29 protein-coding genes and 1 riboswitch are annotated in these 25,834 nt (G+C 73.4%); of the genes, 8 read left to right on the plus strand and 21 right to left on the minus strand.

The features are described from left to right. Nucleotides 1-56: 56 nt before the first annotated feature. Entirely contained in the window at nt 57-488 is a 432-nt protein-coding gene (locus ABZY20_RS24260) for a hypothetical protein (protein ID WP_356443631.1), read from the plus strand. 4 nt (nt 489-492) lie between these two features. On the opposite strand, the gene mug is transcribed toward ABZY20_RS24260, so the two are convergent. From mug to ABZY20_RS24300, 8 genes are all read right to left on the minus strand, one after another. After that, nucleotides 493-1,038 carry a G/U mismatch-specific DNA glycosylase gene (gene mug, locus ABZY20_RS24265; protein WP_356443632.1) on the minus strand — a complete coding sequence of 182 codons (546 nt, stop codon included), beginning with the start codon at nt 1,036-1,038 and terminating at the stop codon, nt 493-495. Between the two features lie 13 nt (nt 1,039-1,051). Further along, on the minus strand, nt 1,052-2,494 hold the full coding sequence (purB, locus tag ABZY20_RS24270) for an adenylosuccinate lyase (protein WP_356443633.1): 1,443 nt from the start codon (nt 2,492-2,494) through the stop codon (nt 1,052-1,054). A 216-nt stretch (nt 2,495-2,710) separates the two neighbouring features. Further along, nucleotides 2,711-3,484, minus strand: a complete 774-nt coding sequence (locus ABZY20_RS24275; RefSeq protein ID WP_356443634.1) for an SGNH/GDSL hydrolase family protein — start codon at nt 3,482-3,484, stop codon at nt 2,711-2,713. A 211-nt stretch (nt 3,485-3,695) separates the two neighbouring features. Beyond that, complete coding sequence (locus ABZY20_RS24280; RefSeq protein ID WP_356443635.1) at nt 3,696-4,709, minus strand: hemolysin family protein; 1,014 nt, start codon at nt 4,707-4,709, stop codon at nt 3,696-3,698. Next, complete coding sequence (locus ABZY20_RS24285) at nt 4,706-6,046, minus strand: hemolysin family protein (RefSeq protein ID WP_356443636.1); 1,341 nt, start codon at nt 6,044-6,046, stop codon at nt 4,706-4,708. Before ABZY20_RS24285 ends, ABZY20_RS24280 begins: the two co-directional genes overlap by 4 nt. A gap of 232 nt (nt 6,047-6,278) precedes the next feature. Then, nucleotides 6,279-6,770, minus strand: coding sequence for a GNAT family N-acetyltransferase (locus tag ABZY20_RS24290; protein WP_356443863.1), 492 nt, complete (start codon nt 6,768-6,770; stop codon nt 6,279-6,281). A 54-nt stretch (nt 6,771-6,824) separates the two neighbouring features. Then, a complete protein-coding gene (locus ABZY20_RS24295; protein WP_356443637.1) occupies nt 6,825-9,392 on the minus strand; it encodes an ABC transporter permease in 2,568 nt (855 codons plus the stop codon). A gap of 4 nt (nt 9,393-9,396) precedes the next feature. Beyond that, nucleotides 9,397-10,212, minus strand: a complete 816-nt coding sequence (locus tag ABZY20_RS24300; RefSeq protein WP_356443638.1) for an ABC transporter ATP-binding protein — start codon at nt 10,210-10,212, stop codon at nt 9,397-9,399. Between the two features lie 136 nt (nt 10,213-10,348). Between ABZY20_RS24300 and ABZY20_RS24305 the strand changes: the two genes are divergently transcribed. After that, nucleotides 10,349-10,588: a toxin-antitoxin system HicB family antitoxin gene (locus ABZY20_RS24305; protein ID WP_086853303.1), complete on the plus strand. Its 240-nt coding sequence runs from the start codon at nt 10,349-10,351 to the stop codon at nt 10,586-10,588. A 3-nt stretch (nt 10,589-10,591) separates the two neighbouring features. Further along, nucleotides 10,592-10,966, plus strand: a complete 375-nt coding sequence (locus tag ABZY20_RS24310; RefSeq protein WP_356443639.1) for a fic family toxin-antitoxin system, toxin component — start codon at nt 10,592-10,594, stop codon at nt 10,964-10,966. Between the two features lie 40 nt (nt 10,967-11,006). On the opposite strand, the gene ABZY20_RS24315 is transcribed toward ABZY20_RS24310, so the two are convergent. From ABZY20_RS24315 to bioB, 6 genes are all read right to left on the minus strand, one after another. Then, nucleotides 11,007-11,684 carry a class I SAM-dependent methyltransferase gene (locus ABZY20_RS24315; RefSeq protein WP_356443640.1) on the minus strand — a complete coding sequence of 226 codons (678 nt, stop codon included), beginning with the start codon at nt 11,682-11,684 and terminating at the stop codon, nt 11,007-11,009. 81 nt (nt 11,685-11,765) lie between these two features. Next, nucleotides 11,766-12,704 carry an endonuclease/exonuclease/phosphatase family protein gene (locus ABZY20_RS24320; RefSeq protein ID WP_356443641.1) on the minus strand — a complete coding sequence of 313 codons (939 nt, stop codon included), beginning with the start codon at nt 12,702-12,704 and terminating at the stop codon, nt 11,766-11,768. Then, nucleotides 12,701-13,615, minus strand: coding sequence for a class A beta-lactamase (gene bla, locus ABZY20_RS24325; protein WP_356443642.1), 915 nt, complete (start codon nt 13,613-13,615; stop codon nt 12,701-12,703). Before bla ends, ABZY20_RS24320 begins: the two co-directional genes overlap by 4 nt. Before the next feature lie 269 nt (nt 13,616-13,884). Beyond that, the gene (gene bioD, locus ABZY20_RS24330) at nt 13,885-14,610 is read right to left on the minus strand and encodes a dethiobiotin synthase (protein WP_356443643.1); all 726 of its coding nucleotides are present in this window, start codon (nt 14,608-14,610) and stop codon (nt 13,885-13,887) included. Nucleotide 14,611: 1 nt separating this feature from the next. Next, complete coding sequence (locus tag ABZY20_RS24335; protein WP_356443644.1) at nt 14,612-15,892, minus strand: adenosylmethionine--8-amino-7-oxononanoate transaminase; 1,281 nt, start codon at nt 15,890-15,892, stop codon at nt 14,612-14,614. Continuing rightward, the gene (gene bioB / locus ABZY20_RS24340) at nt 15,885-17,075 is read right to left on the minus strand and encodes a biotin synthase BioB (protein WP_356443645.1); all 1,191 of its coding nucleotides are present in this window, start codon (nt 17,073-17,075) and stop codon (nt 15,885-15,887) included. Before bioB ends, ABZY20_RS24335 begins: the two co-directional genes overlap by 8 nt. Nucleotides 17,076-17,225: 150 nt before the next feature. Between bioB and ABZY20_RS24345 the strand changes: the two genes are divergently transcribed. Then, nucleotides 17,226-18,353, plus strand: a complete 1,128-nt coding sequence (locus ABZY20_RS24345) for an 8-amino-7-oxononanoate synthase (protein ID WP_356443646.1) — start codon at nt 17,226-17,228, stop codon at nt 18,351-18,353. 64 nt (nt 18,354-18,417) lie between these two features. On the opposite strand, the gene ABZY20_RS24350 is transcribed toward ABZY20_RS24345, so the two are convergent. Together ABZY20_RS24350 and ABZY20_RS24355 are read right to left on the minus strand one after the other, a co-directional pair. Further along, nucleotides 18,418-18,648, minus strand: a complete 231-nt coding sequence (locus ABZY20_RS24350; RefSeq protein WP_356443647.1) for a DUF397 domain-containing protein — start codon at nt 18,646-18,648, stop codon at nt 18,418-18,420. A gap of 9 nt (nt 18,649-18,657) precedes the next feature. Next, a complete protein-coding gene (locus ABZY20_RS24355; protein ID WP_356443648.1) occupies nt 18,658-19,518 on the minus strand; it encodes a helix-turn-helix transcriptional regulator in 861 nt (286 codons plus the stop codon). A gap of 213 nt (nt 19,519-19,731) precedes the next feature. Here ABZY20_RS24355 and ABZY20_RS24360 point away from each other — a divergent pair, with 213 nt between their 5' ends. Then, nucleotides 19,732-20,190: an ATP-binding protein gene (locus ABZY20_RS24360; protein ID WP_356443649.1), complete on the plus strand. Its 459-nt coding sequence runs from the start codon at nt 19,732-19,734 to the stop codon at nt 20,188-20,190. Nucleotides 20,191-20,678: 488 nt separating this feature from the next. Here the strand turns inward: ABZY20_RS24360 and ABZY20_RS24365 are convergent, their stop codons facing one another. The 4 genes from ABZY20_RS24365 to ABZY20_RS24380 all read right to left on the minus strand — a co-directional run bounded on the left by ABZY20_RS24365 (nt 20,679) and on the right by ABZY20_RS24380 (nt 23,133). After that, complete coding sequence (locus ABZY20_RS24365; protein WP_356443650.1) at nt 20,679-21,113, minus strand: DUF6328 family protein; 435 nt, start codon at nt 21,111-21,113, stop codon at nt 20,679-20,681. A gap of 47 nt (nt 21,114-21,160) precedes the next feature. Continuing rightward, a complete protein-coding gene (locus ABZY20_RS24370; protein WP_356443651.1) occupies nt 21,161-21,634 on the minus strand; it encodes a C40 family peptidase in 474 nt (157 codons plus the stop codon). Between the two features lie 3 nt (nt 21,635-21,637). After that, a riboswitch (cyclic di-AMP (ydaO/yuaA leader) is annotated at nt 21,638-21,817 on the minus strand. A 367-nt stretch (nt 21,818-22,184) separates the two neighbouring features. Then, nucleotides 22,185-22,493: a hypothetical protein gene (locus ABZY20_RS24375; protein WP_356443652.1), complete on the minus strand. Its 309-nt coding sequence runs from the start codon at nt 22,491-22,493 to the stop codon at nt 22,185-22,187. 4 nt (nt 22,494-22,497) lie between these two features. Further along, a complete protein-coding gene (locus ABZY20_RS24380; RefSeq protein WP_356443653.1) occupies nt 22,498-23,133 on the minus strand; it encodes an ATP-dependent Clp protease proteolytic subunit in 636 nt (211 codons plus the stop codon). A gap of 89 nt (nt 23,134-23,222) precedes the next feature. On the opposite strand from ABZY20_RS24380, the gene ABZY20_RS24385 reads away from it, so the two are divergent. Further along, nucleotides 23,223-23,510 carry a type II toxin-antitoxin system Phd/YefM family antitoxin gene (locus ABZY20_RS24385; protein ID WP_356443654.1) on the plus strand — a complete coding sequence of 96 codons (288 nt, stop codon included), beginning with the start codon at nt 23,223-23,225 and terminating at the stop codon, nt 23,508-23,510. A gap of 140 nt (nt 23,511-23,650) precedes the next feature. Here ABZY20_RS24385 and ABZY20_RS24390 read toward each other — a convergent pair whose 3' ends face one another. Further along, nucleotides 23,651-24,643, minus strand: a complete 993-nt coding sequence (locus ABZY20_RS24390) for an ABC transporter permease (protein ID WP_356443655.1) — start codon at nt 24,641-24,643, stop codon at nt 23,651-23,653. 125 nt (nt 24,644-24,768) lie between these two features. Here ABZY20_RS24390 and ABZY20_RS24395 point away from each other — a divergent pair, with 125 nt between their 5' ends. Then, complete coding sequence (locus ABZY20_RS24395; protein ID WP_356443656.1) at nt 24,769-25,416, plus strand: TetR/AcrR family transcriptional regulator; 648 nt, start codon at nt 24,769-24,771, stop codon at nt 25,414-25,416. Between the two features lie 113 nt (nt 25,417-25,529). After that, entirely contained in the window at nt 25,530-25,832 is a 303-nt protein-coding gene (locus ABZY20_RS24400; protein WP_356443657.1) for an urease subunit gamma, read from the plus strand. The last annotated feature ends 2 nt before the right edge of the window (nt 25,833-25,834 follow it).

The following is a 25,834-nucleotide window of genomic DNA, read 5'->3' on the forward strand; positions in this document are numbered from 1 at the left end:
AGGCGGCCCGGCCTGACGCACCGCCAAGTGTCAGTGGCGGCGGGTTTACTGCAGCCATGAACATCGCACAGCACATCGCCCTCATCGACGAGCTGTGCTACCGCCCCTTCCCGGCGGAGCACGGCCCGTCGGACGTCGGCGCCTCCGGGCCCGGCCGGCATGTCGCGGTGCTGGACGCCGCGACGGACGACGACCCGGCGCGATGGGGGGTGGTGGCGGACCAGTTGGAGAAGGACCGGGACGCCGTCTGCGAGCTGCTGGCCTCGCGCTGGGGCGACACCCCGCCGTACAGCCTGCGGACCGTCCTGCTGCGCACCGCGCACGAGGAGATACCCGGGCCCTGGGGCGAGTTGAGCGAGCGCGCGAGCCTCGCGTACGTGTGGGAGGTCGAGGGCACCGGCCGCTGGGTCGCCGTGGCGGTCACCGACCGGGACGCGTCACAGCGGCTCCAACTGCTCGCCCTGGTCACGGAGACCGCCCCGCCGTGAGCCGTCAGTCCTCGGCCGCTTCCCGCAGGCGCGCGAACTCCTGCGCCATCGTCTCGGCCGTCCAGTGCGCGTTCAGGCCGCTCGGATTGGGCAGCACCCACACGCGCGTGCCGCCGATCGTCCGCGTCTGCGGCCCGACCCGGGCCTTGCGGTCGTCGAACGCGGCCCGGTACGCGGTCACCCCCACCACCGCCAGCCAGCGCGGCCGCAGCCGCCCCACCTTCACCGCGAGCAGCCGCCCGCCCTCCCGGTACTCCTCGGCGCCCAGCTCGTCGGCCCGGGCGCTCGGCCGGGCCACGACGTTGGTGATGCCCAGCCCGTACGCCAGCAGCTCCCGCTGCTCCGACGGCTTCAGCAGCCGCGGGGTGAACCCGGACCGGTGCAGCACCGGCCAGAAGCGGTTGCCCGGGCGGGCGAAGTGATGGCCCGTCGCGGCCGTCATCAGACCGGGATTTATCCCGCAGAACAGGACCCGGAGGTCCTCCGCGACCACGTCGGGGACGACGCGGTCGCGGGCGGCCTCCAGTTCCTCGGGTGTGAAGCGCGGCATCGCGTGCGCGGCGTCAGAGGATCGCCCCGGGCGTGTAGCCCGCGGCCTGGGGGTGCTGCTTGACGATCTCCTCGACCCGGGCGACCACCGCGGCCACCTGGTCCCCCGCGGCGCCGGTGAAGGACAGCTTGTCCGCCATCAGCGCGTCCAGCTGTGCCCGGTCCAGCGGGAGGCGCTCGTCGGCGGCCAGCTTGTCGAGCAGTTCGTTGCGCTCGGCGCCCTGCTCCCGCATCGCGAGCGCGGAGGCGACGGCGTTCTCCTTGATCGCCTCGTGCGCGAGCTCACGCCCGACACCCGCGCGCACCGCGCCCATGAGGACCTTGGTGGTGGCGAGGAACGGCAGGTACCGGTCCAGCTCGCGGGCGACGACCGCGGGGAACGCCCCGAACTCGTCGAGCACGGTCAGGAACGTCTCCAGCAGACCGTCCAGCGCGAAGAACGCGTCCGGCAGCGCGACCCGGCGCACCACCGAGCAGGACACGTCGCCCTCGTTCCACTGGTCGCCCGCCAGCTCGCCCGTCATCGAGGCGTAGCCGCGCAGGATGACCATCAGGCCGTTGACGCGCTCGCAGGAGCGGGTGTTCATCTTGTGCGGCATCGCCGAGGAGCCGACCTGGCCGGGCTTGAAGCCCTCGGTGACCAGCTCGTGCCCGGCCATCAGCCGGATGGTCTTCGCCAGCGAGGACGGCGCCGCCGCCAGCTGCACCAGCGCCGTCACGACCTCGTAGTCCAGCGACCGCGGGTAGACCTGGCCGACGGAGGTGAACGCCTGCGAGAAGCCCAGGTGCGCGGCGATCCGCTGCTCCAGGTCCGCGAGCTTGGCGGCGTCCCCGCCCAGCAGGTCCAGCATGTCCTGCGCGGTGCCGACCGGGCCCTTGATGCCGCGCAGCGGGTAGCGGCCGAGCAGCTCCTCGACCCGGCCGTGGGCGACGAGCAGTTCGTCGGCGGCGGTCGCGAAGCGCTTGCCGAGGGTGGTGGCCTGGGCGGCGACGTTGTGGGAGCGGCCGGCCATGACCAGCTCGCCGTACTCGCCGGCCAGCCTGCCCAGGCGGGCCAGCACCGCCACCGTGCGGTCGCGCATCAGCTCCAGCGACAGCCGGATCTGCAGCTGCTCCACGTTCTCGGTGAGGTCGCGGGAGGTCATGCCCTTGTGCACGTGCTCGTGCCCGGCGAGGTCGTTGAACTCCTCGATGCGCGCCTTCACGTCGTGCCGCGTGACCTTCTCGCGCTCGGCGATGGAGGCCAGGTCGACGGTGTCGAGGACGCGCTCGTAGTCGGCGAGCGCCGCCTCGGGCACCTCGATCCCGAGGTCCTTCTGGGCGCGCAGCACGGCGAGCCAGAGCTGCCGCTCCAGCTTCACCTTCTGCTCGGGCGACCAGAGCGTGGCGAGCTCGGCGGAGGCGTAGCGTCCGGCGAGGACGTTCGGGATGCGGGGCTTGGCGGGCGCTGAAGTCACGTGGACGGATTCTACTGGCGATTCGTGCAGGCCAGCGCCACGGGTGGGTTCGTCGGAACCTACGAGAGCGCTCCGGCGGGGCTGAGGCGGGGGCTCACGGACGGCCCGGCGCGGCCCGCCGGGGGCACACCGCGGCAGGTCGGAGCCCTGCCGCGCGGCCCGGGCGGAGCTGCTGTCGGCGGTGCGAGCGGGCATCCCGCGGTGGGCGTGACCCGCCTACAGCTCCCACGGCGCCAGCTCGGGACGCTTCGGCGGCAGGCCGTCGCCCGAGGAGCGGCCCGTCAGGCGGCGGCCGATCCAGGGGAGCAGGTGCTGCCGGGCGAAGCGCGCGTCCGCCACCCGCCGCATGACCCAGCCGGGCGGCAGCGTCGCGGGCAGCGGGGTGCGCCACTCGGCGTCCTCGGGGTCGTGCCCGAGCGCCTGCCACACCGCCTCCGCGACCCTGCGGTGTCCCTCGGCCGTCAGGTGCAGCCGGTCCACGTCCCACATCCGCGGGTCGGCGAGCGAGGGCGCGCCGTACAGGTCGACGACGATCGCGTCGTGCCGCGCGGCCAGCTCGTCGACGCAGGCGAACAGCTCCTCCATGCGCGGCCGGAACCGCTCCAGGACGGGGCCCTGCCGGCCCGGGCTGCGCATCAGCACGAGCTGCTTGCAGGAGGGGGCCAGCTTCTCCACGGCCTCCTCAAGGAGCCCGCGCACCCGGCCCATGTCGCACTTGGGCCGCAGGGTGTCGTTGAGCCCGCCGACCAGGGTGACCACGTCGGCCCGCATGGCCGCCGCCACGTCCACCTGCTCCTCGACGATCTGCCGGATCAGCTTGCCGCGCACGGCGAGGTTGGCGTACTGGAAGCCGGGCGTACGGGCCGCCATCCGTGCGGCGAGCAGGTCCGCCCAGCCCCGGTAGGTGCCGTCGGGCAGCACGTCCGACATGCCCTCGGTGAAGGAGTCGCCGACCGCGACGAGGCTGGTGTAGGTGGGGTTCTTCTGCATGGCGACGGAAATACTATCCCGTGCACATACCCAGCAGTCGGTCGGCTGCCGGGGGCCGGCTCTCCCGCGCCCGGACCTCCCTCGCGAGCCGGTTGCCGGTCGGCGCTCTCACCGGTCGGCGAGCGGGGTCCCGGGGGCGGACTCCCGCAGGCGCCCGCCCGCTCCCGCCGCCCATGCCCCGCCCCGGCGGGCCCTCACCGATCCGGCGCGCTCACGTCCGCTGCCCGAACAGCTCCCTCAGCACGTCCTCCATGGTCACCAGACCGGCCAGGCGCCCGTCCGCGCCGAGGACGGCCGCCAGGTGCGTGCGGCTGCCCCGCATCGCGGTGAGGACGTCGTCCAGCGGTGTCTGCTCCCGTACGCGCGCGATGGAGCGCATGTCCCGCAGCCGGAACGGCACGTCCCGCCCGGCGGCGTCCAGCGCGTCCTTCACGTGCAGGTAGCCGACGATCCGCCGCCCCTGGTCCACCACCGGGAAGCGGGAGAACCCGGACTCCGCCGACAGCCGCTCCAGCTGCTCCGGAGTGACCCCGACGCTCGCGTACACGACGCGTTCCAGCGGCAGCACCACGTCGCGCACCGGGCGGCGGCCCAGCTCCAGCGCGTCGTGCAGCCGCTCCTGGGCGCGGTCGTCGATCAGGCCGGCCTCGCTGGAGTCCTTCACGATCTGTGCGATCTCGGCGTCCGAGTACGAGGCCGCGACCTCCTCGCGGGCCTCCACGCGCAGCAGCTTCAGCAGGGTGTTGGCGAAGGCGTTCACCGTGAAGATCACCGGGCGCAGCGCCCGGGACAGCGCCACCAGCGGCGGTCCGAGCGCCAGCGCGCTGCGCACCGGTTCGGCGAGCGCGATGTTCTTCGGCACCATCTCGCCGAGCAGCATGTGCAGATACGTGGCCAGGGCCAGCGCGATCACGAAGGACACCGCGTGCCCCGCGCCCGTGGGCACGCCCATCGCGTGGAACACCGGCTCCAGCAGGTGCGCGATCGCCGGCTCCGCGACCACACCGAGCACCAGCGTGCACAGTGTGATGCCGAGCTGCGCGGCGGCCATCAGCGCCGACACGTGCTCCAGCCCCCACAGCACGCTCCTGGCGCGGCGGTCGCCCTGGTCGGCGTAGGGCTCGATCTGGCTGCGGCGCACCGAGATCAGCGCGAACTCGGCGCCGACGAAGAAGGCGTTGACGACGAGCGTCGCCAGACCGATCAGCAGCTGGACGGCGGTCACAGCTCCGCCCCCTTCTCGTCGGGCTTCTTGTCGTCGAGGGGCGCGCGCAGCCGGACGCGGGCCGCCCGGCGGCCGGTCGCGTCCAGGACCTCCAGGTGCCAGCCGGCGACCTCGAGGGTGTCACCGGCGGCCGGTATCCGGCCGAGCACGGTGGCCACCAGCCCGGCGAGCGTCTCGTACGGCCCCTCCGGCGCGCGCAGTCCCACGCGCTCCAGGTGGTCCACGCGCGCGGAGCCGTCGGCCGAGTACAGGGCGTGCCCGGACTCGTCCGTGCCGGCCGGCGCGAGGTCCGGCAGTTCGTGCGGGTCGTGCTCGTCGCGCACCTCGCCGACGACCTCCTCGACGATGTCCTCCAGGGTGGCCACCCCGGCCGTGCCGCCGTACTCGTCGATCACGACGGCCATCGTGCGCTTGCCGGAGAGCCGGTCCAGCAGCCGGTCGACGGTCAGGGTCTCGGGGACCAGCAGCGGCTCGCGCATCAGCTCGGAGACGAAGACGCGGGTCCGGCGCTCGGCCGGCACCGCCAGCACGTCCTTCACGTGCGCCGTCCCGACGACCGAGTCGAGCGTGCCCCGGTAGACCGGGAACCGGGACAGGCCGGTCGCGCGGGTCGCGTTCGCCACGTCCTCCAGGGTCGCCTGCACCTCCAGTGCGACGACCTGCACGCGGGGCGTCATCACGTTCTCGGCGGTCAGGTCGGCGAGGTTCAGCGTGCGCACGAACAGCTCGGCGGTGTCGGCCTCCAGGGCGCCCTCCTTGGCGGAGTGCCGGGCGAGCGCGGCCAGCTCCTGCGGCCCGCGCGCCGACGCCAGCTCCTCGGCGGGCTCGACGCCGATCCGCCGCACGATCCGGTTCGCCGTGTTGTTGAGGTGCGTGATGAACGGCCGGAACGCGGCGCTGAACCAGCGCTGGGCGTTGCCCACGTTCTTGGCGACGGCCAGCGGCGAGGAGATCGCCCAGTTCTTCGGCACCAGCTCGCCGACGACCATCAGGAACACCGTCGACAGGGCCGTGCCGATGACCAGCGCCAGGCTGCGCGACGCCGAACGCGAGACGCCGAGGTCCTCCAGCGGACCGGCGATCAGCGCGGCGATCGACGGCTCCGCGAGCATGCCGACGACCAGGTTGGTGACGGTGATGCCGAGCTGCGCCCCGGAGAGCTGGAAGGTCAGGTTCCGTACGGCTTTCAGCGCGCCGCGGGCGCCGCGCTCGCCGCGCTCCACCGACCGCTCCAGCTCGGCGCGCTCGACCGTGGTGAGGGAGAACTCGGCGGCCACGAAGGCGCCGCAGGCGAGCGACAGCAGGATCGCCACGAACAGCAGGAGCACTTCGGTCATCGGTTCACCCCCGTTCCATGGTTCTCCAGGACGGGGCGGAACGCGCGGCGCGGCGCACTGGGAGGCTCGCCCATGGGCGGACGCTCACAACCTTTCATAGGAACCGAGTGGCCACCCCAGGGTAAAGGACGGGTAAAGTCCTCCGGCCGGCGGCTCGGGCGTGGCCGGCCCCCGCCCTCGGAGCGGCGAGAAGGGCGTACCCGCACAGCGCGCGTCCATACCCGGGCGCCGCCTACGCGGGACGCCCCGCTTCCCGCCCGTCCAGGGGCTTCACCCAGCGCCGCCACTGCTCCTCCGGCCCGTACCCGGCGGCCTCCCACGCCCGCTGCGCCCTCTCGTTGCGCGTGAGCACCATCGCGTCGGCGCGCCGTCCGCCCAGGCGCGCGAACCGCTCCTCGGCGGCGGCGAGCAGCGCCGTGGCGATCCCCTGGCGGCGGTGGCCGGGGTGCACGGCCAGCCGGTACAGATGGCAGCGCCAGCCGTCGAACCCGGCGATGACCGTCCCGATCGGCTCGCCGTCCCGCTCGGCCAGGAGCAGCGCCCCGGGATCGCGTGCCAGGAGCCGCTCCACCCCACTGCGGTCGTCGCTGATGCTCGTGCCTTCGGCGGCCACCTTCCAGAAGGCCAGCACCGTGTCGAGGTCCTCGGGCGTCGCGGCCCGGATACGCGGCTCGTTCATGCGGTGATCACACCACCGGCCCTCCGTCGCGGCGCACCATTCCAGGATGCGGACGCCGGACCGCGCGCACCCGTGGCGGGCCGGGCGCGGCCGTCCCCCTCACTCGTGGGCGATGGCCGCCAGCACGTTCATGCGCGAGGCGCGCAACGCCGGCAGCAGCGCCGCCACGACCCCGACCACCGCCGAGCCGATCACCACCGCCACGATCGTCAGCCACGGGATCGCGAAGGCCGTCATGCCCTGCAGCGCCAGCACCTGCTGGGTGCACACACCCCACACCAGGCCCAGGACGAGCCCCAGGACCGCGCCGAACACCGCGATCACCACCGACTCCAGGCGGATCATCCGCCGCAGCTGCCGCCGGGCCAGCCCGATGGCCCGCAGCAGCCCGATCTCCCGGGTGCGTTCGACGACCGACAGGGCGAGGGTGTTCACCACGCCGAGCACCGCGATGATGATGGCCAGCCCCAGCAGCGCGTACACCAGGTACAGCAGCACCGCGATCTGGTCGCGGACCAGCTGCTTGTAGTCGGCCAGATCCCGCACCTGCACCTGCGGATAGGGGTCCAGGGTCTTCTCCAGGCCCGCGCGCAGCTCGTCCTCGCCCGTGCCCGGGGCGGCGTTGACGTACAGCGCGGAGTCCTGACCGCCCGGCGCGTACCGCTCCAGGGTGGCGAGCCCGAAGTACACCCCGCCCTGCGTCCCGAAGCCCTCGGCGGCGTCCTGGTCGGTGAGGGCGCCGACGGTCAGCTCGGCCCTGCGCCCGCCCTGGAACTCCACCGGGACGGTGCTGCCGACCCGTACGCCGTGGTCGCGGGCGAAGTCCCGGTCCATGGCCAGGCGCCCGGGCGCGAGCGCCGCCGCCGTATCGCCCTGCGCGTACGTGACGTCGGCGACCTCGTCGAGCCGCGGGTCGTAGCCCGCGGCGGTCGTCTCCACGCGGTCGCCGTCCGGCAGGCGCAGCGCGACCGGCGTGAACCGCCCGCGCACGACCAGCCCCACACCCTCCGTGCCGCGCACCGCGTCGGTGACCTCCCGCGGGAACGGCAGGAAGTTGCTGTTCTGGACGACGAAGTCCGCGCCCAGCGTCTTGTCGATCTGCTGGTCGAACGACTTGGTCATCGAGGCGCTCGCCACCGACATCCCGCCGACCAGGGCGATGCCCACCATCAGCGCGGCCGCGGTGGCGCCGGTGCGGCGGGGGTTGCGCAGGGCGTTGCGCTGGCTCATCCGGCCGATCGACCCGAACAGGGCGGGGAAGGCCGCGCCCAGCACCCGGATCACCGGGCGCACCAGCAGCGGTCCGGCGATCACGGTCGCGATCAGGGACAGCACCACACCGAGCCCCAGCAGGGACGCCGCCGACGACGTCCGCCCGGACACCGCGCAGCCCGCGAGCGCCGCCGCCCCGGCCGTCCCGACGACCGCGCCCGCCACCGCCCGGTTGCGCAGCGGCCGGCCCACCCCGCCGACCTCGGCGTCCGCCAGCGCGGCCATCGGCGACACCGCCGCAGCCCGCCGCGCCGGGAGGTAGGCGGCGACGAAAGTGACCCCGAGACCGACGGCGTACGCGGCCACCGGTGTCACCCAGCCGATGACCATCTCGCCGGTGGCGATGCTGGTGCCGAGCAGGCCCATCAGCGCGATCAGCCCGGCCGCCAGCCCGATCCCGGAGACCAGCCCCAGCGTGGAACCGACCAGGCCGAGCAGCAGGGCCTCGGCGAGCACCGAGCGGCGGACCTGGCGCCGGTCGGCGCCCAGGGCGCGCAGCAGGCCCAGCTCGCGGGTGCGCTGGGCGATGAGCATGGAGAACGTGTTGACGATCAGGAAGACCCCGACCAGCACGGCGACCCCGGCGAAGCCCAGCATCACGTACTTGATGACGTCGAGGAACCCGCCCAGCTTCTGGACGTCGGACTCGGCCTGTTCACCGGCGGTCCGGTAGTCGTAGGCCCGCGCGCCGAGCGCGTCGGCCACCCGCTGCTTGAGCCGCTCGTCACCGACCCCGGCCGCCGCGTCCACGGAGATGGCGGTGGCGGCGTCCGGATCGCCCAGCAACCCGGTGCGCGCGGTGGGGGTGTCGAAGTAGACGAGGGCGGCGCCCGGGTTGGTGGTGGTGAACGTGACGATGCCGACGACCCGGACCCGGAACGACCCGGGCGGCGCGATGACGGTGAGCCGGTCCCCGATGCGCACGTTCCGGCGTTCGGCGGTCTCCGAGTCGATCAGCGCCTCGGCCGGGCCGCGCGGGGCGCGACCCGAGGACAGCTCCACGGGGCTGCGCTCGGTGGGGTTCCAGGCGTTGCCGAGCGTGGGGGCGCCGTTGGTCGGCCCGACCGGCTCGTTGTCCGCGTCGACGACGGTGAGGCCGCTGACGTCCACCTCGGCGCGGGCCGCCGCGACGCCCTCGACCCGCCGGACCCGCTCGGCGAGCGCCGCCGGCAGGGTGGCCGTCCGGCCCGAGGGCACCGCCTCGTCGAGGCCCTCCTTGGGGCTGACCGTGACGTCGGCCGCGGTGGAGGCGAACAGCCGGTCGAAGGTGCGGCTCACGGTGTCGGAGAAGATCAGGCTCCCCGTGACGAACGCGACGGACAGCAGGACGGCGAGCGCGGAGAGCAGCAGCCGCCCCTTGTGCGCCAGGAAGCTGCGCAGGGTCGCCTTGAGCACGGGGTCAGTGCTCCTCGGCCGGCGCCGGGGCGTCCTCGGAGCGGGTGCGGATGACGTCGAAACGCTTCATGCGTTCCAGTACCGCCTCCGCCGTGGGCTGCGGCATCTCGTCGACGATCCGGCCGTCCCCCAGGAAGAGGACCAGGTCCGAGTGGGCGGCGGCGCCCGGGTCGTGGGTGACCATGACGACGGTCTGCCCCAGCCGGTCCACGGCCTCGCGCAGGAAGCCCAGCACCTCGAGACCGGCGCGGGAGTCGAGGTTGCCGGTCGGCTCGTCCGCGAAGATCAGCTCGGGCCGGGAGGCCAGCGCCCGCGCACAGGCCACGCGCTGCTGCTGCCCGCCGGACAGCTGCGACGGCCGGTGCCGCAGCCGGTCCCGCAGGCCCAGGGTGTCGATCACCTGCCGCAGCCACCCCTCGTCGGCCTTCTTGCCCGCGATGTCCATGGGCAGGGTGATGTTCTCCAGCGCGTTCAGCGTGGGGATGAGATTGAACGACTGGAACATGAAACCGATCCGGTCCCGGCGCAGCCGCGTCAGCTCGCGGTCCCTCAGCCCGGTGATCTCGGTGTCGCCCAGCCACACCTGCCCGGCCGAGACGGTGTCGAGCCCCGCCAGGCAGTGCATCAGGGTGGACTTCCCGGAACCGGACGGGCCCATCACCGCCGTGAACCGGCCGCGGACGATGTCCACGTCCACCGAGTCGAGCGCGAGGACGGTCGTCTCGCCCGAGCCGTACGCCTTCGTCAGCCCCCGGGCGCGGGCCGCGATGCCGTCGGCGGGTGCGAGGCCCGGGGCGTGCTCCGCAGCAGGTGTGGACAAGGCCGCCTCCTCAGGGTGGACGCCAGGGACCTCCTGGTCTGCCCGAGCGTAATGTGACCCGGCCCACACTCGGTATCCTCCGCGGGTCGGAGTCGCACCCTTGCCGGTGCTAGCACCTGCGCGCTAGCGTCGAGGCATGGCGAAGACCCAGCTGAACGTGCGCGTCGACGAGGGCACCGCCCGCGCCGCCCGCGAGCGAGCCCTGGCCCGCGGCATGAGCGTCAACCGCTACATCGAGGAGCTGGTCAGACAGGACACCGGCGAGGTCGGCCACACGTTCGTCGAAGCCGCCGCCGACTTCATGAAGCAGTACGAGTCGGTGTTCGCCGAGGAGTTCGGCCCCGACCGTGAAGGCACGCGCGAAGGTCGCCGCTGAACCTTGGACGACCTCACGATCGACCTCGCCTGGCTGCTGATGCTCGCCGAGCAGAAGACCCCCGGGGACCCCCAGGTCACCGACTGGGGAGCCCTCGTCGCCGCCGTCGCACGCCACCAGGCCCGCATATTCGACGTCCCCGTCTACGACAGCCCGCACGCCCGCGCCGCCGCGCTGCTGCAGCTCCTGATCCACGTCCCCGCGCTGGAGCGCTCCAACGCGCTGTTCGCCTCCGCCGTCGCCTACGCCTACCTGGTCGCCGGCGGCGCCAAGGTCGTCACCTCGCCCGAGCAGGTCCGCGACCTCGCCCGGCTGGTCAAGAGCGGCGAGGCCTCCGTGCGGGACATCGAGCGGGAACTGCGGACCTGGAGCCTGTGACCGCGTACCGCGGCCACCGAAGTCCCGGCCGGGCCCGCGGCTACTCCGTGGCCGCCGGGCGCCAGGCCGTGCCCAGCACGCAGTACGAGCTGGGCAGCACCGGACCCTCCTCCGGCATCATCACCCGCCGGTAGGGGCCCAGTTCGAACCCGGCGTCCCGCAGCGACCGCACCGGCTCCCGGGACAGATGGCAGCCGCCGCTCAGCAGCGGCCACACCGTCCGGTCCAGCGCCCGCTGCGTGAAGACCATCGCCCGGCCCTCACCCAGACCGTGCTCGAAGAACCGCAGCTCACCGCCCGGCCGCAGCACCCGCCGCAGCTCCGCGAGCGCCCGGGGCACGTCCCGCACACTGCACAGCACCAGCGACACGACCGCCGCGTCGAAACCCTCGCTCTTGACCGGCAGCGCCTCGGCCGCGCCCGGCACCACGTCCACCGGCACCTCCGCCCGCCGGGCGGCCTCCACGGCCATCCTGCGCAGCAGCCGCTCCGGTTCGACGGCCACGACCTCCGCGACGGTGTCCGGGTAGTGGGCGAAGTTCAGCCCGTTGCCCGCGCCGATCTCGATCACCCGCCCCGACAGTCCGTGCAGCAGCCGGCCGCGTACGCGGGCCATGCCCATCCTGGTCTCGGCTGTCACGCTGACCCGGGCGTAGCAGCGGGCGAACAGCGGATGGTGCACGGCATCCCGCGGCACGCGGCCGGAGCGGAGCGGCATGACGACCTCCCTCACGAGGCTGGCCCTACGGGGATTGTCCCCCGTACGGACCGGACGCACCCCTGCCGCCACCGCGCGTGCCTACCGAAGGAGGACGCGGGCCAGCACCGGCAGGTGGTCGCTGCCGGTCGTGTCCAGCGCCGCCACCTCCGTGACGTCGACGCCCCGGCCCAGCACCTGGTCGATCCTGGCCACCGGCAGGGCGGCCGGCCAGCTGAACGCGAAGCCCGACTCCGGGGCGTCCAGCCGGGAGGTAAGCGGACCGAGACCCCGGTCGTCCAGCGTGCCGTTGAGGTCCCCGGCCACCAGCAGCCGCTCGGCCGGGTCGGCGGCGATCCGGGCCCCCAGCAGCGCCGCGCTCCCGTCCCGGGGCCCCGCCGCCAGACCTGTCACGCCCAGGCGGACGGACGGCAGATGCACCACGTACACCGCGACCCGCCCGCCCGGCGCGGCCACCGTGGCCCGCAGCCCGCGCCGCCAGCTCCGCGGGAAGCCCTCGGGCCGGATGTCCACGGGCCGCACGTCCGACAGGGGCCAGGCCGACCAGAGCCCGACCGTGCCGTGGAACGCCCGGTGCGGGTGCGAGGCGCCCAGGACGTCCTCGTACGCGGGCCGCGCCGCGGGCGTCAGCTCCTGTACGGCCACCAGACCGGCGCGCGTCGCGCGCAGCGCGCGTGCCGTGCCGGAGGGGTCGGCGTTGTCGTCGGCCACGTTGTGCTGGACGACCGTCAGATCGTGCGCGCCGGGGGGCGAGGCGAACCACAGCCCCCCGAACAGCCAGAGCCAGGCGAGCGCGGGCGCCAGACAGGCCACCAGCCCCGGCGTGGACCGCAGGACCACCGAGAGGCAGACGAGGACCGGCACGGCCGCGCCCAGCCACGGCAGAAACGTCTCCAGCAGGCTCCCGGCACGGCCGGCGCCGTTGGGCACGGCGGAGTGCAGAACCAGTAGCCCGGCGACACCGAGGGCGCCCGCGGCCGGCCACGCGTCCCGCGCTCCTCGCCTGCCCGTGACCGTCATCCGGCTGTCTGGCCCAGCTCCGCCGCGAGCAGCTCGGCCGCCCGGACGACCAGCGCGTTGTCCGCCGGGGCGTCCTCCTCCGGCTGTGTCGTCAGGACCGACAGCACGATCGGCGCGCCGTCCGGCGTCCAGGCGATGCCCACGTCGTTGTTGCCGCCGTACCGTCCGCCGCCGGTCTTGTCGGCGATCAGCCAGTCGGCGGGCAGGGCCTTGCGGAACCTCTCCTCACTGGTGGTGTTGCGCAGCAGCCAGTCCGTGAGCCGGGCGCGGTCGCGACGCTCCAGCGCGTCGCCGAGCACGAGACGGGCGTAGCTGAGGCCGATGGCGCGCGGGGAGGTCGTGTCGGTCACCCGCCACGGCTCGGCGCTGTTGAGTTCGGGCTCCCAGCGGTCGAGCCGGGTGACCCGGTCACCGATCGAGCGCGCGAACCGCGTGACGGCGGCAGGACCGCCCAGCTCCTTCAACAGCAGGTTGCCCGCGGTGTTGTCGCTGAAGCGGATCGTGGCGTCGCACAGTTCCCCGACGGTCATGCCGGTCGCGACGTGCTCCACGGTGACCGGCGAGTACCCGGACCGCTCCACGTACTCCGCGGTGTAGTGCACGCGCCGGGCCAGGAACTCGCCGTCGCGGTCGAGGTCGCGCAGGACGGCCGCGGCGGCGAGTGTCTTGAACAGCGAGGCCATCGGGAAGAGTTCACCGGCCCGGTGGGTGACGGTCCGCCCGGTGCGCAGGTTGCGGGCGTACACGCCCAGCCGTGCGGTGTGCTCCCGCTCCAGCTCCCTCAGCCGCGCGGTGGCGCCGGCACCGGTCCCCGCCACGGCGTGTGCCGGTGCGGCGGCGATGCCGAGTAACGTCCCCGCGCCCAGCGCGAGGGCCGTACGGCGGGAGGGGCGGGGGTGTGTCGAGTGCACGGGGTTTCCCTTCGGAGATGATCACGTACGTACTCCAACACGCGATCACGCCCGCGCCGGTTTCAGCACACGCCCGCGGGCGCTTTGCGCGGCCGCGCGAACCGGGGCATATCCGCAGGCACGGTGCTTCTCGCGTCGCGAAGGCTTCCCATCCCGAGTGCCGTTCGGGGTGATGCCGGTGAGCGGGACCCGGTCGTGGGGTGTCCCTGACCCGGCCGGAGCCGGTCGGTGAGGGGGCGGGGCGCCGAAGGGTGCGCCCCGCCCGCCCGTCAGCCCGCCGGGGGTGCCTCTCGTGTCCGGAAGGCCTCCGCGTCCCACGTGCCGTTCAGACGGGGCGCCAGCCAGTGCGGGGCCGAGGTGCGGAACTGCGTGGGGGACAGGCTCCCCGAGCCCGCGGGGACCGAGCCGAGCAAGGGGGCTCCGGACACGTCCGGAAGGTCCGCGAGGTTGCAGCGGGCGGCGAGATCCGGTTCGGCGGGCCAGCTGCCGATCACCAGTCCCGCCAGGTCCAGGCCCCGGGACCGGAGTTCACGGGCGGTCAGCTCCGTCGTGTTCAGCGTGCCGAGCCCCGCGGGCACCACGACCAGCACGGGAGCCGACAGCAGCCCGGCCGCGTCCGCCAGGGTGCCGCCGGCCGCGTCGAACCGTACGAGCAGTCCGCCCGCGCCCTCAACCAGCACCAGGTCGTGCTCGGCGGCCAGTTTGGCCGCGGCCTCCGCCACCTCGGGCGGACGGACCGGGGCACGGCCGGCCCGGCGGGCGGCCGTGGCCGGCGCCAACGGCTCCGGGTAGCGGGCGAGTTCCGCCGTCGTCACCGGGCCGGCGAGGCGCGCGACCTCGGCGGCGTCGCCCGGCTCGCCGGGCCGCACGCCCGTCTGCGCCGCCTTGAGCACGGCCACCGACCGGCCGGCCGCCAGCGCCGCCGCGGCGACGGCGGCGGTCACGACCGTCTTGCCGACCTCCGTGCCCGTGCCCGTGATCACCAGTACCGGCATGTCATCCCTCCCGCGCCGCCGCGCACACCGCCCGCGCGATCCGCGCCAGGTCCGCGTCGCCCGTGACGTACGGCGGCATGGTGTAGATCAGATCGCGGAACGGCCGCAGCCACACGCCCTCGCGTACCGCGGCCTCCGTGGCCGCCTTCATGTCCACCTCGTGGTCGAGCTGCACGACCCCGATGGCGCCGAGGACCCGCACCTCCCGCACACCGGGCAGCGCCGAGGCGGCCGACAGCCCCTCGCGCAGCCCCGCCTCGATCCGCTTGACCTCCGTGAGCCAGTCCTGCCCGAGCAGCAGCTCGATCGAGGCGCAGGCCACCGCCGCGGCCAGCGGGTTGCCCATGAAGGTCGGACCGTGCGCGAGCACCGGCACCTCGCCCCGCGAGATGCCGTCGGCCACCCGCGGCGTGCACAGCGTCGCCGCCATGGTCAGATAACCGCCGGTCAGCGCCTTGCCCACGCACATCACGTCCGGCGTCACGGCCGCGTGCCCCGCCGCGAACAGCGCGCCCGTACGGCCGAAGCCGGTGGCGATCTCGTCGAACACCAGCAGCACGTCGTGTGCGTCGCACGCCTCGCGCAGCACCCGCAGATACGCGGGGGAGTGGAACCGCATCCCGCCCGCGCCCTGCACCACCGGCTCGACGATCACCGCGGCCAGCTCGTGGGCGTGCCGCTCGACGGCCGACCGCAGGTGCTCGGCGTACGCCTCGTCGTACTCCGCCGGGGGCGCGTCCGCGAACACCTGGCGGGGGAGCACCCCGGCCCACAGCTCGTGCATCCCGCCCTCGGGGTCGCACACCGACATGGGTTGCCAGGTGTCGCCGTGGTAGCCGCCGCGCCAGGTCAGCAGCCGCGCCTTGCCGGGGCGGCCCAGCGAACGCCAGTACTGCAGGCACATCTTGACCGCGACCTCGACCGACACCGACCCGGAGTCGGCGAGGAAGACGTGTTCCAGCCCGTCGGGTGACATGTCGACAAGGAGCTTCGCCAGGCGCACGGCGGGCTCGTGGGTGAGCCCGCCGAACATCACGTGGCTCATCCGCCCGAGCTGCTCGCGCGCGGCCTCGTTCAGCACCGGGTGGTTGTAGCCGTGGATCGCCGACCACCAGGACGACATGCCGTCGACCAGCTCTCCCGAGCCGTCGGCGAGCCGCAGCCGCACCCCGCTCGCCGACTCCACGACGAGCGGTTCCTGCCGTCCGGGCATCGGGCCGTACGGATGCCAGACGTGCCGCCGGTCGAGCTCCAGCAGCTCGGGGACCGTCGGCTCAGGCATTGGGCGCGAGGTCCGTCCCGGCACCCCGGCGGCGCACGGCGACCAGATCGGTACGGGGCCCGGTGGCCGTACGGGGCTCGGCGGCCTGCGCCGCGGCCTCGGGCTCCGGCTCCGCGCCGGAACCGCACGCCCCGCCGCCCCCGGACCCGCACACCCCGCCACCGTCGTGGCAGCCCCCGGCCCGGTGCTCCGGCAGCGTCACCTGGTCGGTGCCCTCCACCTCGAACCCGGCGTCCGCGATCATCTCCAGGTCGGCCTTGCCCGCCTGGCCCTCACTGGTGAGGTAGTCGCCGAGGAAGATCGAGTTGGCCAGGTGCAGGGCGAGCGGCTGCATCGTGCGCAGATGGACCTCGCGCCCGCCCGCGATGCGCACCTCGACGTCGGGGCAGACGAACCGGGTCATCGCCAGGATCCGCAGGCACCGCTGCGGGGTGAGGTTCCACTCCTTGCCGAGCGGGGTGCCCTCGAACGGGATGAGGAAGTTGACCGGGACCGAGTCGGGGTCCAGCCCGCGCAGCGCGAAGACGACGTCGACGAGGTCCTCGTCCGTCTCGCCCATGCCGGCGATCAGACCGGAGCAGGCGGACAGGCCGGCCGCGTGCGCCTTGTTGACCGTGTCGACGCGGTCGGCGTACGTGTGCGTGGTGGTGATCTCCCCGTACGTCGCCTCGGACGTGTTGAGGTTGTGGTTGTAGGCGTCGGCGCCGGCCTCGCGCAGCCGCTCCGCCTGACCGTCGGAGAGCAGGCCGAGGCAGGCGCACACCTCGACGCCCTCGTTGTTCTCCTTGATCGCCTTGATGGTCTCGGAGACCCGGTCCACGTCCCGGTCGGTCGGGCCCCGCCCGCTGGCCACCAGGCAGACCCGCTTGGCGCCCCCGGCCACCCCGGCCGCCGCCGCGTCGGACGCCTGGTCGGGCTTGAGCCAGGTGTACTTCAGGATCCCGGCCTCGGAGCCGAGCCGCTGCGAACAGTACGAGCAGTCCTCGGGGCACAGGCCGGACTTCAGGTTGACGAGGTAGTTGAGTTTCACCCGCCGGCCGAACCAGTGCCGGCGCACCTTGCCGGCCGCGGCCACCACATCGAGCAGGTCGTCGTCGGACGTCGCGAGGACGGCCAGTGCCTCGTCCCGGGTCGGCGGCTCGCGCCGAAGCCCCTTCTCCACCAGCGTGTTCAGCAGGTCCATGAGAGCCGATCCTGTCCTACTCGGGTGCTTCGGGCCAAGGAGAGTTCGCACAACAGAGTCGCTTCGAGGTGTGGGTATTGCCACACACTGACCTGCTGGTGGTCCCGCTAGTGTCTGTGCACTGCCTACAAAATCCGCGGAGGACCACCCATGGCGTTCGGCTGGATCGACGAGCAGGCGGAACTGCGCCGCCGCGCCGGACTCGTACGGACCCTGCGTCCCCGTCCGGCCGCGTCACCGCTCCTCGACCTGGCGAGCAACGACTACCTGGGGCTGACCCGCCATCCCGAGGTCGTCGAGGGGGCGGTACGGGCCGCGCGGGACTGGGGCGGCGGCTCGACCGGCTCCCGGCTCGTCACCGGCACCACCGAACTCCACACCGAGCTGGAGCGGGAACTGGCCGATTTCTGCGGATTCGAGGCCGCCCTCGTCTTCTCCTCCGGCTACGCCGCCAACCTCGCGGCGGTCACCGCACTGGCCCCGCACGGCTCGCTGATCGTCTCCGACGCGGGCAACCACGCCTCGCTCATCGACGGCTGCCGGCTGGCCCGCGGTACGACCCAGGTCGTGGCGCACGCCGAGCCGGAGGCCGTGCGCAAGGCGCTGTCCGCGCACGAGGGCACGGCCATCGCCGTGTCCGACACGGTCTTCTCGGTCGACGGCGACGCGGCCCCGCTGACCGCACTGGCCGAGGCCTGCCGGGAACACGGCGCGGGACTGGTCGTCGACGACGCCCACGGCCTGGGCGTCCTCGGGGACGGCGGCCGCGGCGCGCCGTACGCCGCGGGGCTCGCGGGCGCCGGCGACGTGGTCGCGACGGTGACCCTGTCCAAGTCGCTCGGCAGCCAGGGCGGCGCCGTCCTCGGCCCGCGCCGGGTCGTCGGGCATCTGGTCAACGCGGCACGGACGTTCATCTTCGACACCGGGCTCGCCCCTGCCGCGGCGGGGGCCGCCCTGGCGGCCCTGCGGCTGCTGCGCCGCGAGCCGGATCGGGCCACGCGGGCCCGCGCGGTGGCGGACGAGCTGTACGCACGCCTGACCACCGCGGGTCTGGAAGCGGTGCGTCCGGACGCCGCGGTGGTCTCGGTGCGGGCGCCCTCTCCCGAGGGCGCCGTGCGCTGGGCGGCCGAGTGCCGCGCGGCGGGCCTGGCCGTGGGCTGCTTCCGGCCCCCTTCGGTGCCGGACGGCATCTCACGGCTCAGGCTGACCGCACGTGCGGACCTGACCGGTCAGCAGATCGAACGCGCTGTACGGCTGATCGGCGAGACGCGGCCATGAGTCGGCGTGACACGGCCGTGCGTCGCACGAGGGCGGACGATGAAGGAGTGGACCGGACGGGTGTTCACATACGGTCGACCGCGGCCGTGAACGCGGCCCAGCTGCCCTGTGAGAAGAGCAGCGCGGGCCCGTCCGGGGCCTTGGAGTCGCGCACGGCGAGGAGCCCGGCCCACGGCGGGGACTGCGGGCATCCGGTCTCGACGCAGTTGTTCGCGCCGGTGCTGTAGCTGCTGCGCAACCACCGCACACCGTGCAGTTCGGTACTTGAGTGGACGTGACGAGGCAGTGCACGCATGGTGCCTCCTTAGGCGCCGGCGGCTGTCCCGGCGATGAAATCCAACGAGTCCTCGGGCGAAAGGGCGTGGATCTGAAGGGCGTTGAAGGCCTCCGTGTAGGCCTGGAGGTCTTCTTTCCGTTCGAGGTAGAGGCTACTCGTCAAGTGGTCGAGAACAACCACATCCAAATCAGAAGTGCGCGAAAATGAGAAGATAACGAAAGGGCCCGTCACGCCGATGTGCGCCCCGGCGGCGAACGGCAGCACCTGGAGCCGCACTTGCGGCAGCCGCGCCGCCTCCACCAGCCGTTCCAGCTGCCGCGCCATGACCCCGGGCCCGCCCACCTCACGCCGCAGCACCGCCTCGTCGAGCACGGCGCTCAGCTCCAGCGGCGGATCCGCGCGCAGCACGTCCTGACGGGCCAGCCGCACCTCCACGAGCGTGTCCAGCCGGTCCTCCGGCAGGCTGCCCACCGCCGCCTTCGTCACCGCACGCGCGTACTCGGGCGTCTGGAGCAGCCCCGGGACGACGGTGGTCTCCAGCGTGCGCATCGCGCCGGCCTGCGACTCCAGGCTGATGAAGTCCCGGTAGGTCGGCGGCAGCACCCCCCGGTAGGCGTGCCACCAGTGGTGGCGGCCACCGCCGTCGTCGGAACCCGACAACACCAGCAGCAAATCGCGCAGTTGGGAGTCCGCCACACCGTAGGCGTCGAGCAGTAACCGCACATCGGCCGGTTTCACCCCGCTCGTGCCCGTCTCGATCCGGCTGACCTTGGACTGGTGCCAGCCCACCAGCCGGGCCGCCTCACCGCTGGTGAGCCCTGCCGAGGTGCGCAGTGCGCGCAGTTCGGCGCCCAGTTTCCGGCGGCGCACCGCGGGACCGTGCTGCATGGGCTCCTCCTTACTCCTTCCGAGCCACCCAAATACGGTCTCGCGTCGCAGAGTTCACCGCTTTGAGCGACAGATATATGCATATCTTGGTGGATCGCCGTCCTTCAGGGGGTTCTGGTGGCACTCTGGCGGACGAAGCACCAGTCCGGGACCGTACTCGAACCATCCGCTCCGTGTCGGACTGCGGTCCCGTGGGAAAGGGACGACGTCGCCATGGCAGACCATCTGGAAGCATCCGTCACTCTGCCGAGCGATCCCGCCTCGGTCTCCGCGGCACGCGCCTACGTGGTGGGCACGCTGGCGGAGTGGGGGCTGCCGGCGGACACGGAAGTGTCCGACACCGTCCGGCTCATCATCTCCGAGCTCGCCACCAACGCCGTCCAGCACACGTTCGGCCAGTCGCCCACCTTCACCGTGGACGTCGTGCTCGAACGCGACGAGCACCTGTGGATCGGCGTCACGGACAGCCACCCGCGCCTGCCCAGACGGCTCCCCGCCGCCGTCCAGCAGGACAACGGACGCGGACTCGTCATCATCCGCTGGCTGACCGCCGAATGCGGCGGCAAGCTCCGCATCCGCCCCACCCGCGAGGGCGGCAAGACCATCTCGATCGAGCTTCCGTGGACGGTCCCGGCCCAGCCGATGACCGCGGTGAGTCAGCCGGAGCCGTGATCCGGCGGCGGTCCCGACAGGCATCGCGGCCCTCCGCACCCCCACGGGCAGCGGACGCGCCCCGCCCCGCACGAGGGGCATCGCGCCGCCCTGCCGACACGACGCCCCGTACGAGCGGCATCGCGCGGCCCTCCGGCCGACACGACAGCATTCGCGCGGCCCTCCCGGCCACCGCCGGCTTCCCGAGCCGGCCGAGACCGTCTCCTCGCCCTCGTCAGACCCCGCCGCGTCTCAGCGCCCCCGCTCCGGCGCCCCTGGTCGCTGGTCCGCTCCTCCCCGTACCCCCGACGGCTGCCTGACCGTGCGGCGCAGGGGTGCCGGGACACGGACGCCGTCCCGGGTCGGCTCCTCGAAGGTGTGCTCGGAGACGGGCGCGCCGGCCCCGGGCCCGCAGTCCGGCCCGCCGCACCGGTCGCGGCAGCACGCCCCACAGGTGAACGCACACCGGGAACGGCGCCCCGCCCGCGGCGACGCCGCCCGGCCGGTCGTCACGTCGACCACCACAGCACGGAACCGCTGGACGCGCACACGAGCACGGCCAGGCCGGTGGCGGCCAGCCGTGAGGAGACCTGCACGATGCGCGGCTCGGCGGCCTGCTGGACGAGGGAGCGGTGCAGGGCGGCCGGCGCGGTGAAGAGCGCGGCGGCCAGGACGACCGGCAGCAGGGTGACGACGCGGGTCACGCGCTGGACCCCGTCGAGGTCCTCGCCGCGCGAGGTGAAGGCGAGCGGCAGCAGGAAGCCGAAGAGGATCTGCACACCCGTCCGGGTGTGAAGAGGATCTGCACCCGTCCGGGTGACGCGCAGCTCCTGGAGCAACTCGACGACGTTGCGGTCTGCGCGTTGCGGCGGTGTCGCGTCGCGCGCCGTGCGGGGACGGTGCTCGGCCCCGGGGTGACGGGGATCCGGAAGGACCCGGGTCACGCTCCGGTGTGCGGCGGCGCGTCAGGACGCCGCCGCACACCGGGCGGTCACTTCACGCGCCCGTACCAGACGCTCTTGGTCCAGATCTTCTGCAGCCGCACCACGTCCCCGGTCTTCGGGGCGTGCCAGAGCCTGTTCTTACCCGCGTAGATGCCCACGTGGTACACGTTCCGGCCCGAGTGGAAGAACACCAGGTCCCCCGCCTTGCGGTTCTTGGGGGAGATGTGGCGCGTCCTGTTGTACTGCTGGGCGGCCGTACGCGGCAGCTTCTTGCCCACCTTCTTGAACGAGTACAGCGTGAGCCCGGAGCAGTCGAACCGGTGCGGTCCGGTGGCGCCGTACTTGTAGGGCGAACCCTTCTTGGAGGCCGCGATCTGGAGTGCCTTCGTCCCATGGGTGGCCGCCGAGGCCTCGGAGGAGAAGCCGGGCGCCACGATCGAGCCGCCCACGGCGGCGATCGTGAGGGCCGAGGCCGTACCGGCCCGGACCATGAGCGACGGGACACGATTGAGCGCAGTCATGCGCAACCCTTCGTCAGCCGCCTGTGAAGGATGACCTGTCGGATTCGGGCTGGCGAAGTTGCCCGGCCGCTGACGCGGCTTCACCCCAAGGGCTGCTCGGTCCGGTCATGGCGTGACCGTCCCGGCGACCCGTCGTGCTTGGGTCCTCCACTCCTGCCGATGCACTTCTGTCGACCGGTCATCCGGGCGGCGGCAGGACTCGGCGTCCGCCCGGACCGCCCCGCCGCCGTGGCGGGGGCTTGTCGTCAGTCAGGGATCTTGGCTCATGCTTGTCCGGAAATCCCAACGGAACCGGGGATTTGTGTTGTTACTCACCACTCACCCGTTCGGGTGGACACGTCTGTGTTCGAGCCGCCGTCCACCACCGTGCGGACCGCCGGACCAGCGGTGGAATGTCCCATTCCGCCCTTCGGTCAGGCGCGTTGCGCAACTGTGAGGGCCCAGAAAAAGGACCCCTGTCTACTCCGAACAGGGGTACGTCGTTTGGGGCGTTTCGACTCAGGGCCGGACGCTCCGCCGCCGGGCGGGCGTCCGGCCCGTCGTCTCCGCGTCAACTCACCGACTCCGGGGGCAGGGTGACCCGTGCCGTGCGCCGCTCGCCGTCCAGGACGCGCAGCGCCCGCGCCAGCGTGGCGGCGTGCAGTTCCGTCTCGCCCCGCTGGTGCATCAGGGTGAGCGCGTCGCGCAGCGCCGTCGCCTTGCCGACCAGGGCCTGGGCGGCGCGCAGTCCGCGGTAGGTGTCGCCGGGCAGGGCCGGGTTGATGCGGCCGAGCAGGTCGACGACGTCGAGGTAACGGTCGATCAACTCCGCCTCGGCCCGGGTCAGGGCGGGCAGCGGAGGGAGTTCGGGTGGCAGCACCGGCTCACTCCCCGGTCGGCACGGCCATGGTGGCCTTACGGTTCGGCACGATCCGGTCCACCAGGCCGTACTCCACCGCCTCCTGGGCCGTGAGCACCTTGTCGCGCTCGATGTCGGCGCCGACCTGCTCCCGGCTGCGGCCCGTGTGGCGCGCGAGCAGTTCCTCCATACGGGCGCGGATCCGCAGCAACTCGTCGGCCTGGATCGCCAGATCGCTGGCCTGTCCGCGGACCGGCACGGGCAGCGCCGGCTGATGGAGCACCAGACGCGCGTCCGGCAGCACCGAGCGCTTGCCCGGTGTGCCCGCGGCCAGCAGCACGCAGGCGGCCGCGCCGGCCTGGCCGAGGCAGACCGTCTCCACGTCGCAGGTGACGTAGCGCATCGTGTCGTAGATCGCCGACATCGCGTGGAACGCGCCGCCGGGGGAGTTGACGTAGAGCGAGATGTCGCGGTCCGGGGCCTGGTGCTCCAGGTACATGAACTGGGCCATCACGTCGTTCGCCGAGGTCTCGTCCACCGGCGTCCCCAGGAAGACGATCCGCTCCTCCAGGAGCTTCGAGTACGGGTCCATGGTCCGTTGCCCGGACCCGGTCCGTTCGGTGAACTCGGGCAGCACGTGACGGGCGGACGATCGGGTCATGGGGAACCCCTCCTCGCGGACGGAGCCGTTCCGGCGACGGCTGTCTCCGTAAAAAATGTACAGGATGTACGTGACGTTATGATGGGGACATGGCCTACGAGATTCCGGTGACGCAAGCCAGGGCTGAGCTCGCCGACCTGATCAACCGCGTGGTGTACGCCGGGGAGCGCGTCGTCGTCACCCGGCACGGCAAGCCCCTCGTCGCCCTCGTCTCCGCCGATGACCTGCGACGACTGGAGGAGGCCCGGGAGCTCGCGGAGGCCTCCGAGGAACAGGTGATCAGCGCGGTCTCCACGGTCCGCGAGGTCGCGTCCGCTCCCCGCGAACGCCGGAGCTTCGGCATCGCGGCGCAGCACCGGGGGGCCGACCCGGCCTGAGGTCCCGTCGCCACCGACGGCGCCGGTGGTACGGCCGGGGCGGACGGAAGGCGGACGGAAGAAGGACCGCACACCCCCGTCCGTTGCGGCGGGGATGCGCGGTCGTCCTTCCGGGGTCACTGCGGCGCGCGGGTGGTTGGTCACCCGACGGCCGCGAGTTCCTGCCGTTCGGCCGCGGGCGCGGAGCCCGCCTTCCGGGTCCGGAGCGTCCCGCCCAGCAGCACGGCGCCCAGGCCCAGTACCGCCCACCAGGTCAGGGTCAGGGCGGGTCCCACCGCCGCCGCGCCGTCGAAGTACGCCACCGATCGCAGGAGCGTCACGCCCGCCCCGGGCGGCAGCCACTGGCCGATCGCGCCCGCCGGCTCCGGCAGCAGCTCCGGTGCCGTGGCGGCGCCGGAGAAGGGGTTGCCCAGGAGCATCACCAGGGCGCCGCCGATCCCGAGGCCCGCGCGGCCGAGCAGGGCGGCGAGTCCCGCGACGGCACCGGCGACGGCCAGCGTCGTCAGCCCGAGCACCCCGGCCTCCGCCCACCAGCCGCCCGTCAGGATCCCCAGCCAGTTGTGCGCGATCCCGGCCGCGACCGCGCCCACCAGGACCGAGGCGCCGGTCAGCGCGGCCGCGGCCCGGACGCCGCGCAGCCCGGCGACGGTCACCACCGCGCCCGCCGCGATGCCGGCCAGCGCGAGCGGCAGCGCGGCGGCGTTCAGTCCCGCGCCGCGCGGATCGCCCTCGGGGAGCGGCACGACGTCGACCGTCCCGACCCGCGTGCCGTCGGCCTGCCCTGCCACGGCCTGCTGGAGCAACTGGGCCACCGCGGGTGACGCGGCCGAGGCGGTGAGCAGCACCGGCCCTCTCGGGGTGACGGCGACGGCGCCGTACACGGTCCGGGCCTCGACGGCCTCGCGGGCGGCGGCCTCGTCGGCGTAGCGGTGGATCTCGAACGCGCCCTCACGCTGCTCCAGCCGCTTCTCCACCTGGGCCGTCGCGGCGGCCGGGCCGGCCACACCCAGCGGCAGGTCGCGCGGCGCGGTGCGGGCGGCGGGCCAGGCGAAGGCCCACAGCGCGAGGGCGGCGAGGACCGGAACGAGGACGACGACCGCCATCAGGCGGCGGCCGGGGCTGGCGGACGGCATGAGGGTCTCCTCTGAGCGGTGGAGCCGGAAAGCCAAAAAGAAGGATCGTTCGTTTTGCTGTGCTCCCACCGTGCTCACGCCCGGCCCGTCTTGTCAAGAATGAATATTCGTTTTACTTTGGGGCCATGGCTCGCGTGACCCAGGAACACCTCGACGCCCGCCGTCGGCAGATCCTCGACGGCGCCGCCGTCTGCTTCGCCCGCAACGGCTTCCACGCCACGTCCATGCAGGACGTCCTGAAGGAGGCCGGCCTGTCCGCCGGCGCCGTCTACCGGTACTTCAGCGGCAAGGAGGAACTGATCGGCGCGATCGTCGGCGAGGTGCTCGGTTCGGTGCGAGCCGCCTTCGAGGAGGCGGCGCGGCAGAGCCCGCCCCCGCCGCCGGACGAGCTCGTCACCGACGTCCTCGGCAGGACCCTCGCCGCCCGCGAGTCCCTGGTCGTCGACGGCCGCCCGGCGTTCCCGCGGCTCGTCATCCAGGTGTGGACGGAGACGCTGCGCAACGAGGACCTCGCGGCCGTCCTGCGGGAGGGCTACGGCTCGGTGCGTGCCGCCTGGGGGAAGATCGTCGAGGGCTACCAGGAGGCCGGGATGATGCGGACGGACGTCGCGCCGGACCACGTGGCCCGCACGATGATCGCCGCCGTGCTCGGGTTCATCGCACAGCAGTCCCTCTTCGGACCCGCCCCGGTCGAGGTCCTCCGGGACGGTCTGCGGGCGCTGACGAGCATGCCGGGCGGCGCGGGCGCGGACGGCGGATCACAGCACGGTTAACGTCCCCGAAACGCGGTCCAACTAGCCTGCGCCTCCACGCCACCTGGCACTTTGCCCCGTGGCCGCGGCGACCGGGCCCCGCACGGCCCGGAGCGAGGACTGTGAGGTGCACCGTGCAGCTGACCCCGCACGAGCAGGAGCGACTGCTGATCCACGTGGCGGCCGACGTGGCCGCGAAGCGCCGGGCCCGCGGACTCCGGCTCAACCACCCCGAGGCCGTCGCCCTCATCACCTCGCACCTCCTCGAAGGTGCCCGTGACGGCCGTACCGTCGCCGAACTCATGGCCTCCGGACGGCAGCTGCTCACCCGGGACGACGTCATGGAAGGCGTCCCCGAGATGATCCACGACGTCCAGGTGGAGGCGACGTTCCCGGACGGCACCAAGCTCGTCACCGTCCACGAGCCGATCGTCTGAGA

This window comes from Streptomyces sp. NPDC006624 (genome assembly GCF_040611555.1).
Taxonomy (GTDB): Bacteria; Actinomycetota; Actinomycetes; order Streptomycetales; family Streptomycetaceae; genus Streptomyces.

What these genes read in the sequence shown, in the direction of transcription:
- ABZY20_RS24260 (WP_356443631.1), top strand. Translation starts at nt 57, where the DNA reads ATGAACATCGCACAGCACATCGCCCTCATCGACGAGCTGTGCTACCGC.
- mug (WP_356443632.1), bottom strand. Translation starts at nt 1,038, where the DNA reads ATGCCGCGCTTCACACCCGAGGAACTGGAGGCCGCCCGCGACCGCGTC.
- ABZY20_RS24275 (WP_356443634.1), bottom strand. Translation starts at nt 3,484, where the DNA reads ATGCAGAAGAACCCCACCTACACCAGCCTCGTCGCGGTCGGCGACTCC.
- ABZY20_RS24285 (WP_356443636.1), bottom strand. Translation starts at nt 6,046, where the DNA reads ATGACCGAAGTGCTCCTGCTGTTCGTGGCGATCCTGCTGTCGCTCGCC.
- ABZY20_RS24305 (WP_086853303.1), top strand. Translation starts at nt 10,349, where the DNA reads ATGGCGAAGACCCAGCTGAACGTGCGCGTCGACGAGGGCACCGCCCGC.
- ABZY20_RS24315 (WP_356443640.1), bottom strand. Translation starts at nt 11,684, where the DNA reads ATGCCGCTCCGCTCCGGCCGCGTGCCGCGGGATGCCGTGCACCATCCG.
- ABZY20_RS24320 (WP_356443641.1), bottom strand. Translation starts at nt 12,704, where the DNA reads ATGACGGTCACGGGCAGGCGAGGAGCGCGGGACGCGTGGCCGGCCGCG.
- bioD (WP_356443643.1), bottom strand. Translation starts at nt 14,610, where the DNA reads ATGCCGGTACTGGTGATCACGGGCACGGGCACGGAGGTCGGCAAGACG.
- ABZY20_RS24335 (WP_356443644.1), bottom strand. Translation starts at nt 15,892, where the DNA reads ATGCCTGAGCCGACGGTCCCCGAGCTGCTGGAGCTCGACCGGCGGCAC.
- bioB (WP_356443645.1), bottom strand. Translation starts at nt 17,075, where the DNA reads ATGGACCTGCTGAACACGCTGGTGGAGAAGGGGCTTCGGCGCGAGCCG.
- ABZY20_RS24345 (WP_356443646.1), top strand. Translation starts at nt 17,226, where the DNA reads ATGGCGTTCGGCTGGATCGACGAGCAGGCGGAACTGCGCCGCCGCGCC.
- ABZY20_RS24350 (WP_356443647.1), bottom strand. Translation starts at nt 18,648, where the DNA reads ATGCGTGCACTGCCTCGTCACGTCCACTCAAGTACCGAACTGCACGGT.
- ABZY20_RS24355 (WP_356443648.1), bottom strand. Translation starts at nt 19,518, where the DNA reads ATGCAGCACGGTCCCGCGGTGCGCCGCCGGAAACTGGGCGCCGAACTG.
- ABZY20_RS24360 (WP_356443649.1), top strand. Translation starts at nt 19,732, where the DNA reads ATGGCAGACCATCTGGAAGCATCCGTCACTCTGCCGAGCGATCCCGCC.
- ABZY20_RS24370 (WP_356443651.1), bottom strand. Translation starts at nt 21,634, where the DNA reads ATGACTGCGCTCAATCGTGTCCCGTCGCTCATGGTCCGGGCCGGTACG.
- ABZY20_RS24380 (WP_356443653.1), bottom strand. Translation starts at nt 23,133, where the DNA reads ATGACCCGATCGTCCGCCCGTCACGTGCTGCCCGAGTTCACCGAACGG.
- ABZY20_RS24385 (WP_356443654.1), top strand. Translation starts at nt 23,223, where the DNA reads ATGGCCTACGAGATTCCGGTGACGCAAGCCAGGGCTGAGCTCGCCGAC.
- ABZY20_RS24390 (WP_356443655.1), bottom strand. Translation starts at nt 24,643, where the DNA reads ATGCCGTCCGCCAGCCCCGGCCGCCGCCTGATGGCGGTCGTCGTCCTC.
- ABZY20_RS24395 (WP_356443656.1), top strand. Translation starts at nt 24,769, where the DNA reads ATGGCTCGCGTGACCCAGGAACACCTCGACGCCCGCCGTCGGCAGATC.